Below are 11,965 nucleotides of genomic sequence, written 5' to 3' on the forward strand. Positions count from 1 at the left end.
TCCCATCCCGAACAGGACCGTGAAACGACTCTACGCCGATGATAGTGCGGATTCCCGTGTGAAAGTAGGTAATCGTCAGGCTCCCTAAGCCAAGAACCCCCGCCCGAAAGGCGGGGGTTTTTGCATTGGCGCGGCAGAAATGCATGGGGGCGCGGAGTGGACGGCCTGGCCATATCCACGCGCCGAATGCGTCGAATCAGACACCTGCCGTTTCCGAGAACTCGCCGCGCTGCGCTACTGATCAAGCCGATCGAGTTGGTCCCGCACGGGTAGCTTGCGTCGGCCGAAACCCACATTCAAACATCCATCCTCCTGCTGCTCCCGACGATGGCGGCCAGGCCGAGTAGCGACTCCATCTCGTGTATCTGACTACCGCTCGGGGCAGATTTGAGCGTCGCCGCGGTGCGGCCCGGCGGGGCATCACCAACTCCTCGATTGCCGATTCTCGGGCGTCGTTCATCGGCGTATCGAGCTCATCCTCGGCCAAAAGTCACTATTGCAATTTCGCGCCTATCAAGTTCGCGGCCCCCGTCACCACAACGAGCCCTCGGCATGCCGGGCAACGGGGCCCTCTATCGGACGTTTGGCAGCGTTCTCGCTGCGCGCGCTGAGTGGCTGATGCCCATCGAGCGGACCAAGTCGAATCGCGCGGGGAATCGCATTGTGTAGCCATCCAGGGTTGTTTATGACTCAATTGATTGCATCTTGGCTCAAGTAGGCTTGAGCGAGGGCACGGGCGCGTGTAACCCACCGGATGGACATGGGCGCTGCTAGCGCGAACCTGCGTCCGCGAGTTCGCCGACCCGATAGCATCAGAAATCCGCGCTGTTCCTTTTGACGAGCACGGGCTGCCCGTCTCGCGCCGCATCGATTTCTTCGATGAGTGAATAGGCCGTGCCGCCAAAGCAGTCTCGCCCATTACCCATAACGCGAAGTGCTTGCCGCCGGCGTCGATGCCGGTCGATCGCACCGTGCATGCGGTACTGGGATCCCAGAGTGCGGAGCCATTGCCCGGCGGAAACCGACGGGTCGTGTTCCTGCCTTGATTTCGGGTTAGCACGACCAACGCCGGGCAGCGAGCAGTCGATGTCGAAGACTGGATGTCGCACGCCAGCTTTCCGTGGTCGTCGGATGGATGCGGAGCGGAGAACGCGCCAGCGTCGAATCCTGCGCAGGTACAAGCGTTCAGCTGCACGACGCGGGCATCGTACGGGCATGCGGGATGTCGTGCGTCTGCCGCGGATTCGCTGCGGTAGGCCAACGAGATGCTGACGTTGGTTGGCTTGCATGATGGCGAAGGAGTGGGGGGGGCACATTGCAGAATGCTCGCCGAGATCGCGTCGACAAGCCTGCGGGCAGGCCGAGGCGGGACCGCATATCATCGCCGAGTAGTGGCTGCAATGCGTCGCTTCAGGCTGGGCCGCCGGACCCACCTTCTGACGCGCTATCGTCAGCGCCGACGAGGTACGTGGACGCATCGTTGAGCAGCCACGCATAGGCGATTGCATCTTGCTCAGCGGGACGCCCCAACGAAACCGACGTGTGCCGAACCGAGGCACCGGGCATCGAGCGCGGGTTTCAGTCGGTCATATGCGACGAGCAATGAAGCTGCCGTGCTGCGTCCTGGGGCGTGGCTGTCGGCAGTGCCTGCTGGCGGAGCCTGGTGATCGTGCTCGAGCGACACCAGGCATCCGACGGACCCGCGGCATGCGCGGTCAAAGCCGTGAAGGTCATCGCAAGGGCAAGCAGGCGCATGAGTATCGGAACCGGAGGCGGGCAGCTGGCCTGCGATGGTATCGCGGCCGTGGCTGAAGTCGGCTTGGGTCGGTGTCGCGCCCGCCACTTCCTGTCGGCAGCCGTGGCCGCAGGATCCGATGCAGCTGCTGGAAAACGCCCGAAAGCCTCGACACGTCATCCCCCCCCGCAGGTCCGGTCAGACAACCGGTGAGATTGGAAGCGATATCCCTCAAAGTATCGGGGACATATCACTGCATCCACTCGGCACGAAATTTGCGGAAATTTTTCGTTTACCCGCTTGGCAGAGTGCGTAAGAGGTCGTATGATGGCGGTCTTTCGTTTTCAGCGTAGATGCAAATCGACGCTGGGGGCGGAGTCTGACGAAGATGTGGCATTGATCAGCAGCACCCATGCTTGCCTTAGCCGGGCAAGGGCGGGAGATCGGTGGTCAGGCGGGCGTCGGGAAGAGAGTAAAAATAATCTTCCGGATCCGCTTGACAGAAGTGCGATGCACCCCCATAATCGTCAGTTCTCTACGGAGGGGTGCCCGAGTGGCTAAAGGGGGCAGACTGTAAATCTGTTGGCTTACGCCTACGTTGGTTCGAATCCAACCTCCTCCACCAAGATTATCAGCGCAGTGAGCGGTAAGGAATCGGTTGTGGCCCGTGCGGGTGTAGCTCAATGGTAGAGCAGAAGCCTTCCAAGCTTACGACGAGGGTTCGATTCCCTTCACCCGCTCCAGACCGCGAAGTTGAAGCGTAAAGCGCCCATGTGGCTCAGTGGTAGAGCACTCCCTTGGTAAGGGAGAGGTCGGCAGTTCGATCCTGCCCATGGGCACCAGCAGTAAAAAGTCAGTGTCTTGTTTGCGCGCGGCGCAACCTGTGAAATTCCTTCTGGGAGTCGAAAATGGCCAAGGGTAAATTTGAGCGGACCAAGCCGCACGTGAACGTTGGTACGATTGGTCACGTTGACCACGGCAAGACGACGCTGACGGCAGCGATCACGACGGTTCTGACGAAGAAGTTCGGCGGCGAAGCGAAGGCATACGACCAGATCGACGCGGCACCGGAAGAAAAGGCGCGCGGCATCACGATCAACACGGCACACGTCGAGTACGAAACGGCTAACCGCCACTACGCACACGTCGACTGCCCGGGCCACGCTGACTATGTGAAGAACATGATCACGGGCGCAGCGCAGATGGACGGCGCGATCCTGGTTTGCTCGGCAGCAGACGGCCCGATGCCGCAGACGCGTGAGCACATCCTGCTGGCACGTCAGGTTGGCGTTCCGTACATCATCGTGTTCCTGAACAAGTGCGACATGGTGGACGACGCTGAACTGCTCGAGCTGGTCGAGATGGAAGTTCGCGAACTCCTGTCGAAGTACGACTTCCCGGGCGACGACACGCCGATCGTGAAGGGTTCGGCCAAGCTGGCGCTGGAAGGCGACACGGGCGAGCTGGGCGAAGTGGCGATCATGAGCCTGGCCGACGCGCTGGACACGTACATCCCGACGCCGGAGCGTGCAGTTGACGGCGCGTTCCTGATGCCGGTGGAAGACGTGTTCTCGATCTCGGGCCGTGGTACGGTTGTGACGGGTCGCGTTGAGCGCGGCATCGTGAAGGTCGGCGAAGAAATCGAAATCGTCGGTATCAAGCCGACGGTGAAGACGACCTGCACGGGCGTTGAAATGTTCCGCAAGCTGCTGGACCAAGGTCAAGCGGGCGACAACGTTGGTATCCTGCTGCGCGGCACGAAGCGTGAAGACGTGGAGCGTGGCCAGGTTCTGGCGAAGCCGGGTTCGATCACGCCGCACACGCACTTCACGGCTGAAGTGTACGTGCTGAGCAAGGACGAAGGCGGCCGTCACACGCCGTTCTTCAACAACTACCGTCCGCAGTTCTACTTCCGTACGACGGACGTGACGGGCTCGATCGAGCTGCCGAAGGACAAGGAAATGGTGATGCCGGGCGACAACGTGTCGATCACGGTGAAGCTGATCGCTCCGATCGCGATGGAAGAAGGTCTGCGCTTCGCAATCCGCGAAGGCGGCCGTACGGTCGGCGCCGGCGTCGTCGCCAAGATCATCGAGTAAGCCAGTTATTCGTTGATCGACAGTTTTGGGGCTGGCAACAGCCAGTCCCAGCATGGTTTAGGGGTATAGCTCAACTGGCAGAGCGTCGGTCTCCAAAACCGAAGGTTGGGGGTTCGATTCCCTCTGCCCCTGCCAAAAAATAGCCACGTGTCCTACGTGGCATTTGTTTTAAGGTGTTATGGCGAATCCATCCGTCGAAACTGTAAATACCTCCGGCGATAAGCTGATGCTGGCCCTGGGCGTATTGTTGGTCTTGGCCGGATTCGTGGGCTTCTTCTGGCTGGCCAATCAGCAATGGTATGTCCGCGGTGCTGCGTTGGCGGTCGGTATCATCGCCGGCGTTGCCGTCGGGCTGATGTCCGCACCTGGCAAGAGTCTCATCGCCTTTGCCAAGGATTCGTACAAGGAAGTCCGGAAGGTCGTTTGGCCCACCCGCAAGGAAGCAACGCAAACCACACTCGTCGTGTTCGGTTTCGTGCTCGTGATGGCGATTTTCCTCTGGCTGAGTGACAAATCGATCGAATGGGTGATTTTCTCGGCGATTCTGGGTTGGAAATGATATGAGCGATACTCCGGCATCCCCGAGCGGAAAGCGTTGGTACGTCGTGCACGCCTACTCCGGTATGGAGAAGAGCGTGCAGCGTGCGCTTCAGGAGCGCATCGAACGTGCTGGCATGCAGGACAAATTCGGTCAGATCCTGGTCCCGACCGAAGAAGTGGTCGAAGTCAAAGGTGGCCACAAGGCAGTGACTGAGCGTCGTTTCTTCCCCGGCTACGTGCTGGTCGAGATGGAAATGACGGACGAAACGTGGCACCTCGTGAAGAACACCGCGAAGGTTACCGGTTTCGTCGGCGGTGCGCGCAATCGCCCGACCCCGATTTCCCCGAAGGAAGTCGAGAAGATCATGTCGCAGATGCAGGAAGGCGTCGAGAAGCCGCGCCCGAAGACCCTGTTCGAAGTCGGCGAGATGGTGCGTGTCAAGGAAGGCCCGTTCACGGACTTCAACGGCACCGTCGAAGAAGTCAACTACGAAAAATCGCGCGTGCGTGTATCGGTCACCATTTTTGGCCGATCCACCCCGGTCGAACTCGAGTTCGGTCAGGTCGAAAAAGTTTGATCCCGATTCGGTGGGCAGCCTCGGCTGCCCACCTTCGCGCTTACGGTCCGCGTCATGGCCGTTGAGGAGCGTCAGTAGCCCGTGGCGAAAGCGCGTTATTACTCACCGAACGCCTTCTCTGGCGTTCCAATGAGGTTCACAAATGGCAAAGAAGATTATCGGCTTTATCAAGCTGCAGATCCCTGCAGGTAAAGCCAACCCGTCGCCGCCGGTCGGTCCGGCACTGGGCCAACGCGGCCTGAACATCATGGAGTTCTGCAAGGCGTTCAACGCGCAGACTCAAGGCATGGAGCCGGGTCTGCCGGTGCCGGTGGTCATCACGGCATTCGCTGACAAGAGCTTCACGTTCGTGATGAAGACGCCGCCGGCGACCGTCCTGATCAAGAAGGCGGCGAAGGTGGACAAGGGCTCGAGCAAGCCGCACACCGACAAGGTCGGTTCGATCACGCGCGCTCAAGCTGAAGAAATCGCGAAGACCAAGATGCCGGACCTTACGGCAGCTGATCTGGACGCAGCCGTTCGCACCATCGCTGGTAGCGCACGCTCGATGGGCATCACTGTGGAGGGCGTGTAAATGGCTAAGATCTCCAAGCGCCGTCAGGCATTTGCCGCCAAGGTTGATCGTCAGAAGCTGTACGCGATCGAAGACGCACTGAGCCTCGTGAAGGAATGCGCGAGCGCGAAGTTCGACGAGTCGATCGACGTCGCAGTCCAGCTCGGCATCGATGCAAAGAAGTCGGATCAAGTCGTTCGTGGTTCGGTCGTTCTGCCGGCCGGTACGGGCAAGTCGGTTCGCGTTGCTGTGTTCGCGCAAGGCGAGAAGGCTGAGCAAGCACGTGCAGCAGGCGCGGAAATCGTCGGTATGGAAGACCTGGCAGAGCAGATCAAGGCTGGCCAGATGGACTTCGACATCGTGATCGCTTCGCCGGACACGATGCGTATCGTCGGTACGCTCGGTCAGATCCTGGGCCCGCGCGGCCTGATGCCGAACCCGAAGGTCGGCACGGTCACGCCGGACGTCGCAACCGCCGTCAAGAACGCGAAGGCTGGTCAGGTGCAATTCCGTGTCGACAAGGCCGGTATCATCCACGCGACCATCGGCCGTGCATCGTTCGAACCGACCGCACTGCGCTCGAACCTGTCGGCGCTGATCGAAGCGCTGCAGAAGGCAAAGCCGGCAACGAGCAAGGGCGTCTACCTGCGCAAGATCGCACTGTCGAGCACGATGGGCGTCGGCGTGCGTGTCGACCAGGCTACGCTGGCAGCACAGTAAGCAAGTATTCGGGCCGCTTCGTTCGCGAAGCGGCCTACATGGGCTTTGGGCGGTTGTTCGTGCAGTAGGGCGGGCAACCGGTTATCAAAGACCGTTGGTGGGGCACAGCAGTCAGGTGATCCCTTAATTCAAGCCAACGCAGATGGCGAACCCGAAAAAGTTTTGCAGTGGTGAAGCCGCAGGCCGCGAAGCGATTCCCGGCGTGAGGTGGAAATACTCCTAACGAGGTCGGACGCCGTTGTTGAACGAGGTACGTGAGGTTTCGGCCATGCCGGCTGCGCCGAACGTATCGTTTCTGGAGGCTAACCGTGCCGCTTAATAGAGAAGACAAGCAAGCCGTCGTCGCTGAGGTTTCCGCGCAAGTCGCGAAGGCCCAGACCGTTGTGCTGGCTGAGTATCGTGGAATTGCGGTTGGCGATCTGACCAAGCTGCGCGCGAAAGCGCGTGAGCAACAGGTGTACCTGCGCGTGTTGAAGAACACGCTGGCGCGTCGCGCTGTTGAAGGTACCCCGTTTGCTCCGCTGGCAGAGCAGATGACTGGCCCGTTGATCTACGGCATCTCGGAAGATGCAATTGCTGCTGCTAAGGTCGTCAACGACTTCAGCAAGAGCAATGACAAGTTGGTCATCAAGGCTGGTTCGTTCGATGGCAAGGTGATGGACAAGGCTGGCGTGCAAGCGCTGGCAAGCATCCCGAGCCGCGAAGAACTGCTCTCGAAGCTGCTGTTCGTTATGCAATCGCCTGTTTCGGGCTTCGCGCGCGCTCTGGCCGCGCTGGCCGAGAAGAAGCAAGCGGAAGCTGCGTAATCGAGCGTGCATCAGCGTCACTGATCGCTGGCTGTATCCGAATTCAATTTAGGAGTATTTCAAATGGCAATCGCAAAAGAAGACATCCTGGCAGCAGTCGAAGGGATGACCGTTCTGGAACTGAACGAACTGGTCAAGGCATTCGAAGAGAAGTTTGGCGTGTCGGCAGCTGCAGTGGCAGTCGCTGGCCCGGCAGGCGGCGGCGCAGCTGCTGCAGCAGAAGAAAAGACCGAATTCACGGTCGTTCTGGCTGAAGCAGGCAGCAACAAGGTTGCAGTCATCAAGGCAGTTCGCGAACTGACGGGCCTGGGCCTGAAGGAAGCGAAGGACGTCGTTGACGGCGCACCGAAGGCTGTCAAGGAAGGCGTCGACAAGGCTGCTGCTGAAGAAGCCAAGAAGAAGCTGGAAGAAGCAGGCGCGAAGGTCGAAGTCAAGTAAGTTTCGGCGCGCTGTGCGAAGGCTGGCGGTATTTTCACCGCCGGCCTTTTTGTGCTTTGTGGGGACGTTATTCTGGCACTCATTCGGGAGCCCGAATAATCGGCCCCAGAAGCCAAAGAAAACCGCCTGATCGTTGTCATGGGTCACGAATGGCGGTTCTCTTTGTCTTCTGAAGCGACTGCAGAAGGCAAGTTTGGTCGGGTAGCGGGCAACACAGGCATCCGCTGCCGTCAGCCAGCGGTTGGTAGCGGCCAACCACCAAGCTTCTCGGCTCGTTCAAGCCGTCGGACGGCCATCGGGTCTCAGTCGGTGAACACTCGGGTTTGAAACGTCCAGGTATTCCGCCTCGATAGCACCCGCCGTGATTCGGAGATCGTATGCAATATTCCTTCACCGAGAAGAAGCGCATTCGCAAGAGTTTCGCGAAGCGCCCCATCGTTCACCAAGTTCCTTTCTTGCTGGCTACCCAGCTTGAATCATTCAGCACGTTTCTGCAAGCCGATGTGCCGGCCACGCAACGCAAGCCTGAAGGTTTGCAGGCCGCGTTCACATCGGTATTTCCCATTGTTTCGCACAACGGTTTCGCACGTCTCGAGTTCGTGAGCTATGCGTTGTCCGCGCCGGCATTCAACATCAAGGAATGCCAGCAGCGCGGCCTGACGTACTGCTCCGCGCTGCGCGCGAAGGTCCGCCTTGTCATCCTCGACAAGGAATCGCCGAACAAGCCGGTCGTCAAGGAAGTGAAAGAGCAGGAAGTGTACATGGGCGAAATTCCGCTCATGACGCCGACGGGCTCGTTCGTCATCAACGGCACCGAGCGTGTCATCGTCTCGCAGCTGCACCGTTCGCCGGGCGTGTTCTTCGAACACGACAAGGGCAAGACGCACAGCTCGGGCAAGCTGCTGTTCTCGGCACGGATCATTCCGTACCGCGGCTCGTGGCTCGACTTCGAATTCGATCCGAAGGACATCCTGTACTTCCGCGTCGACCGTCGCCGCAAGATGCCGGTCACGATCCTGCTGAAGGCCATCGGCCTCACGCCGGAACAGATCCTCGCGAACTTCTTCGTGTTCGACAACTTCACGCTGATGGACGAAGGCGCGCAACTCGAGTTCGTGCCCGAGCGCCTGCGTGGTGAAGTCGCGCGCTTCGACATCACGGATCGTGATGGCAAGGTCATCGTCCAGAAGGACAAGCGGATCAACGCGAAGCACATTCGCGACCTCGAAGCCGCGAAGACCAAGTTCATCTCGGTGCCGGAAGACTATCTGCTCGGCCGCGTGCTGGCGAAGAACGTCGTCGACGGCGACACCGGCGAAGTGATCGCGAGCGCGAACGACGAAGTCACGGAAAGCGTGCTCGAGAAGCTGCGCGAAGCGGGCATCAAGGACATCCAGACGCTCTACACGAACGACCTGGACCAGGGCCCGTACATCTCGTCGACGCTGCGTGTCGACGAAACGACCGACAAGACGGCCGCGCGCATCGCGATCTACCGCATGATGCGTCCGGGCGAGCCGCCGACCGAAGAAGCGGTCGAGGCACTGTTCAACCGTCTGTTCTACAGCGAAGAAGCGTACGACCTGTCGAAGGTCGGCCGTATGAAGTTCAACCGCCGCGTCAGCCGTGACGAGATCACCGGCCCGATGACGCTGCAGGACGACGACATCCTCGCGACGATCAAGATCCTCGTCGAGCTGCGCAACGGCAAGGGCGAAGTGGACGACATCGACCACCTCGGCAACCGTCGTGTGCGTTGCGTCGGCGAACTGGCGGAAAACCAGTTCCGCGCAGGTCTCGTGCGTGTCGAGCGCGCGGTCAAGGAACGCCTCGGCCAGGCCGAAAGCGAAAACCTGATGCCGCACGACCTGATCAACTCGAAGCCGATTTCGTCGGCGATCCGCGAGTTCTTCGGTTCGTCGCAGCTGTCGCAGTTCATGGACCAGACCAACCCGCTGTCGGAAATCACGCACAAGCGTCGTGTTTCCGCGCTAGGCCCGGGCGGTCTGACGCGCGAACGCGCAGGCTTTGAAGTCCGCGACGTGCACCCGACCCACTATGGCCGCGTGTGCCCGATCGAAACGCCGGAAGGTCCGAACATCGGCCTGATCAACTCGCTCGCACTGTATGCGCACCTGAACGAGTATGGCTTCCTCGAGACGCCGTACCGCAAGGTCGTGGACAGCAAGGTGACCGACCAGATCGACTACCTGTCGGCGATCGAAGAAGGCCGCTACATGATCGCTCAGGCAAACGCCGCGATCGACGAGAACGGCCAGCTGATCGACGAACTCGTGTCGTCGCGTGAGGCCGGCGAAACGATGATGGTCACGCCGGACCGCATCCAGTACATGGACGTCGCGCCGTCGCAGATCGTGTCGGTCGCAGCTTCTCTGATTCCGTTCCTCGAGCACGATGACGCGAACCGTGCGCTGATGGGTTCGAACATGCAGCGTCAGGCCGTGCCGTGTCTGCGTCCGGAAAAGCCGGTCGTCGGTACGGGCATCGAGCGCACCTGTGCGGTCGACTCGGGTACGACGGTCCAGGCGTTCCGCGGCGGCGTCGTCGACTATGTCGACGCAGGCCGTATCGTGATTCGCGTGAACGACGACGAAGCAGTCGCAGGTGAAGTCGGTGTCGACATCTACAACCTGATCAAGTACACGCGTTCGAACCAGAACACGAACATCAACCAGCGTCCGATCGTGAAGATGGGCGACAAGGTCTCGCGCGGCGACGTGCTGGCCGACGGCGCCTCGACGGACCTGGGTGAGCTCGCGCTCGGCCAGAACATGCTGATCGCGTTCATGCCGTGGAACGGCTACAACTTCGAGGATTCGATCCTGATCTCGGAGAAGGTCGTGGCCGACGATCGCTACACGTCGATCCACATCGAAGAGCTGAACGTCGTTGCACGCGACACGAAGCTCGGGCCGGAAGAAATCACGCGCGACATCTCGAACCTGGCGGAAGTCCAGCTCGGCCGTCTCGACGAATCGGGCATCGTGTACATCGGTGCTGAAGTCGAAGCAGGCGACGTGCTGGTCGGCAAGGTCACGCCGAAGGGCGAGACCCAGCTGACGCCGGAAGAGAAGCTGCTGCGCGCGATCTTCGGCGAGAAGGCCTCCGACGTGAAGGACACGTCGCTGCGCGTGCCGTCGGGCATGAGCGGCACCGTGATCGACGTCCAGGTGTTCACGCGTGAAGGCATCCAGCGCGACAAGCGTGCGCAACAGATCATCGACGATGAACTGAAGCGTTACCGTCTCGACCTGAACGACCAGCTGCGCATCGTGGAAGGCGACGCGTTCCAGCGTCTCGCACGCATGCTCGTGGGCAAGGTCGCGAACGGCGGTCCGAAGAAGCTCGCGAAGGGCACGAAGATCGACCAGGCTTACCTGGAAGACCTCGACCACTACCACTGGTTCGACATCCGCCTCGCGGACGACGAAGCAGCGGCGCAGCTCGAAGCGATCAAGAACTCGATCGAAGAAAAGCGTCACCAGTTCGACCTCGCGTTCGAAGAGAAGCGCAAGAAGCTCACGCAAGGCGACGAACTGCCGCCGGGCGTGCTGAAGATGGTCAAGGTGTACCTCGCGGTCAAGCGTCGCCTGCAGCCTGGCGACAAGATGGCAGGCCGTCACGGTAACAAGGGTGTCGTGTCGAAGATCGTCCCGATCGAAGACATGCCGTACATGGCCGATGGCCGTCCGGCAGACGTCGTGCTGAACCCGCTGGGCGTTCCGTCGCGGATGAACGTGGGTCAGGTTCTGGAAGTGCACCTCGGCTGGGCCGCGAAGGGCCTCGGCTGGCGTATCGGCGAAATGCTGCAGCGTCAGGCGAAGATCGAGGAACTGCGCGTGTTCCTGACGAAGATCTACAACGACTCGGGCCGCAAGGAAGACCTCGAAAGCTTCACGGACGAAGAGATCCTCGAACTCGCGAAGAACCTGCGCGAAGGCGTGCCGTTCGCAACGCCGGTGTTCGACGGGGCGACCGAGGAAGAAATGGGCAAGATGCTCGACCTCGCGTTCCCGGACGACATCGCTGAACAGCTCGGCATGAACCCGTCGAAGAACCAGGTTCGTCTGTACGACGGCCGCACGGGTGAAATGTTCGAACGTCGCGTGACGCTCGGCTACATGCACTACCTGAAGCTGCACCACTTGGTCGACGACAAGATGCACGCGCGTTCGACCGGCCCGTACTCGCTCGTCACGCAGCAGCCGCTGGGTGGTAAGGCGCAGTTCGGTGGCCAGCGTTTCGGTGAAATGGAAGTGTGGGCACTCGAAGCGTACGGCGCGTCCTACGTGCTGCAGGAAATGCTGACGGTGAAGTCGGACGACGTGACCGGCCGGACGAAGGTGTACGAAAACCTCGTCAAGGGCGATCACGTGATCGATGCAGGCATGCCGGAGTCCTTCAACGTGCTCGTGAAGGAAATCCGCTCGCTCGGTATCGATATCGATCTCGACCGCAATTAATCGGACTACGGA

At 60.4% G+C, this 11,965-nt stretch carries 9 protein-coding genes and 4 tRNA genes; 12 read left to right on the top strand and 1 reads right to left on the bottom strand.

What is annotated here, in order from left to right; genetic code table 11:
- Positions 1 to 812: 812 nt before the first annotated feature.
- Positions 813 to 1,109 carry a hypothetical protein gene (locus tag CFB41_RS37125; RefSeq protein WP_144029895.1) on the bottom strand — a complete coding sequence of 99 codons (297 nt, stop codon included), beginning with the start codon at positions 1,107 to 1,109 and terminating at the stop codon, positions 813 to 815.
- Positions 1,110 to 2,274: 1,165 nt separating this feature from the next.
- Here CFB41_RS37125 and CFB41_RS01345 point away from each other — a divergent pair.
- From CFB41_RS01345 to rpoB, 12 genes are all read left to right on the top strand, one after another.
- Positions 2,275 to 2,360 (top strand) — tRNA-Tyr (locus CFB41_RS01345).
- 44 nt (positions 2,361 to 2,404) lie between these two features.
- Positions 2,405 to 2,478 (top strand) — tRNA-Gly (locus CFB41_RS01350).
- A 24-nt stretch (positions 2,479 to 2,502) separates the two neighbouring features.
- Positions 2,503 to 2,577: transfer RNA gene (locus tag CFB41_RS01355), tRNA-Thr, on the top strand.
- 66 nt (positions 2,578 to 2,643) lie between these two features.
- Positions 2,644 to 3,834, top strand: a complete 1,191-nt coding sequence (tuf, locus tag CFB41_RS01360) for an elongation factor Tu (protein ID WP_011350666.1) — start codon at positions 2,644 to 2,646, stop codon at positions 3,832 to 3,834.
- A gap of 59 nt (positions 3,835 to 3,893) precedes the next feature.
- Positions 3,894 to 3,969 (top strand) — tRNA-Trp (locus tag CFB41_RS01365).
- A 43-nt stretch (positions 3,970 to 4,012) separates the two neighbouring features.
- Positions 4,013 to 4,393 (top strand): preprotein translocase subunit SecE, encoded by a 381-nt coding sequence (secE, locus tag CFB41_RS01370; protein ID WP_006482892.1) that lies wholly within the window; start codon positions 4,013 to 4,015, stop codon positions 4,391 to 4,393.
- Position 4,394: 1 nt separating this feature from the next.
- Entirely contained in the window at positions 4,395 to 4,952 is a 558-nt protein-coding gene (gene nusG, locus CFB41_RS01375) for a transcription termination/antitermination protein NusG (protein WP_006400672.1), read from the top strand.
- 142 nt (positions 4,953 to 5,094) lie between these two features.
- Positions 5,095 to 5,526 carry a 50S ribosomal protein L11 gene (gene rplK, locus CFB41_RS01380; protein ID WP_006477201.1) on the top strand — a complete coding sequence of 144 codons (432 nt, stop codon included), beginning with the start codon at positions 5,095 to 5,097 and terminating at the stop codon, positions 5,524 to 5,526.
- Entirely contained in the window at positions 5,527 to 6,225 is a 699-nt protein-coding gene (gene rplA, locus CFB41_RS01385) for a 50S ribosomal protein L1 (protein ID WP_006482906.1), read from the top strand.
- A gap of 308 nt (positions 6,226 to 6,533) precedes the next feature.
- Positions 6,534 to 7,031 carry a 50S ribosomal protein L10 gene (rplJ, locus tag CFB41_RS01390; RefSeq protein ID WP_021161756.1) on the top strand — a complete coding sequence of 166 codons (498 nt, stop codon included), beginning with the start codon at positions 6,534 to 6,536 and terminating at the stop codon, positions 7,029 to 7,031.
- 63 nt (positions 7,032 to 7,094) lie between these two features.
- Positions 7,095 to 7,469, top strand: coding sequence for a 50S ribosomal protein L7/L12 (gene rplL, locus CFB41_RS01395; protein WP_021161757.1), 375 nt, complete (start codon positions 7,095 to 7,097; stop codon positions 7,467 to 7,469).
- Between the two features lie 377 nt (positions 7,470 to 7,846).
- Positions 7,847 to 11,953, top strand: a complete 4,107-nt coding sequence (gene rpoB, locus CFB41_RS01400) for a DNA-directed RNA polymerase subunit beta (protein WP_089439036.1) — start codon at positions 7,847 to 7,849, stop codon at positions 11,951 to 11,953.
- Positions 11,954 to 11,965 lie beyond the last annotated feature (12 nt).

The organism is Burkholderia sp. AU33803 (genome assembly GCF_002223095.1).
Taxonomy (GTDB): domain Bacteria; phylum Pseudomonadota; class Gammaproteobacteria; order Burkholderiales; family Burkholderiaceae; genus Burkholderia.

What these genes read in the sequence shown, in the direction of transcription:
- nusG (WP_006400672.1), top strand. Translation starts at nt 4,395, where the DNA reads ATGAGCGATACTCCGGCATCCCCGAGCGGAAAGCGTTGGTACGTCGTG.
- rpoB (WP_089439036.1), top strand. Translation starts at nt 7,847, where the DNA reads ATGCAATATTCCTTCACCGAGAAGAAGCGCATTCGCAAGAGTTTCGCG.
- secE (WP_006482892.1), top strand. Translation starts at nt 4,013, where the DNA reads ATGGCGAATCCATCCGTCGAAACTGTAAATACCTCCGGCGATAAGCTG.
- tuf (WP_011350666.1), top strand. Translation starts at nt 2,644, where the DNA reads ATGGCCAAGGGTAAATTTGAGCGGACCAAGCCGCACGTGAACGTTGGT.
- rplK (WP_006477201.1), top strand. Translation starts at nt 5,095, where the DNA reads ATGGCAAAGAAGATTATCGGCTTTATCAAGCTGCAGATCCCTGCAGGT.
- rplA (WP_006482906.1), top strand. Translation starts at nt 5,527, where the DNA reads ATGGCTAAGATCTCCAAGCGCCGTCAGGCATTTGCCGCCAAGGTTGAT.
- rplL (WP_021161757.1), top strand. Translation starts at nt 7,095, where the DNA reads ATGGCAATCGCAAAAGAAGACATCCTGGCAGCAGTCGAAGGGATGACC.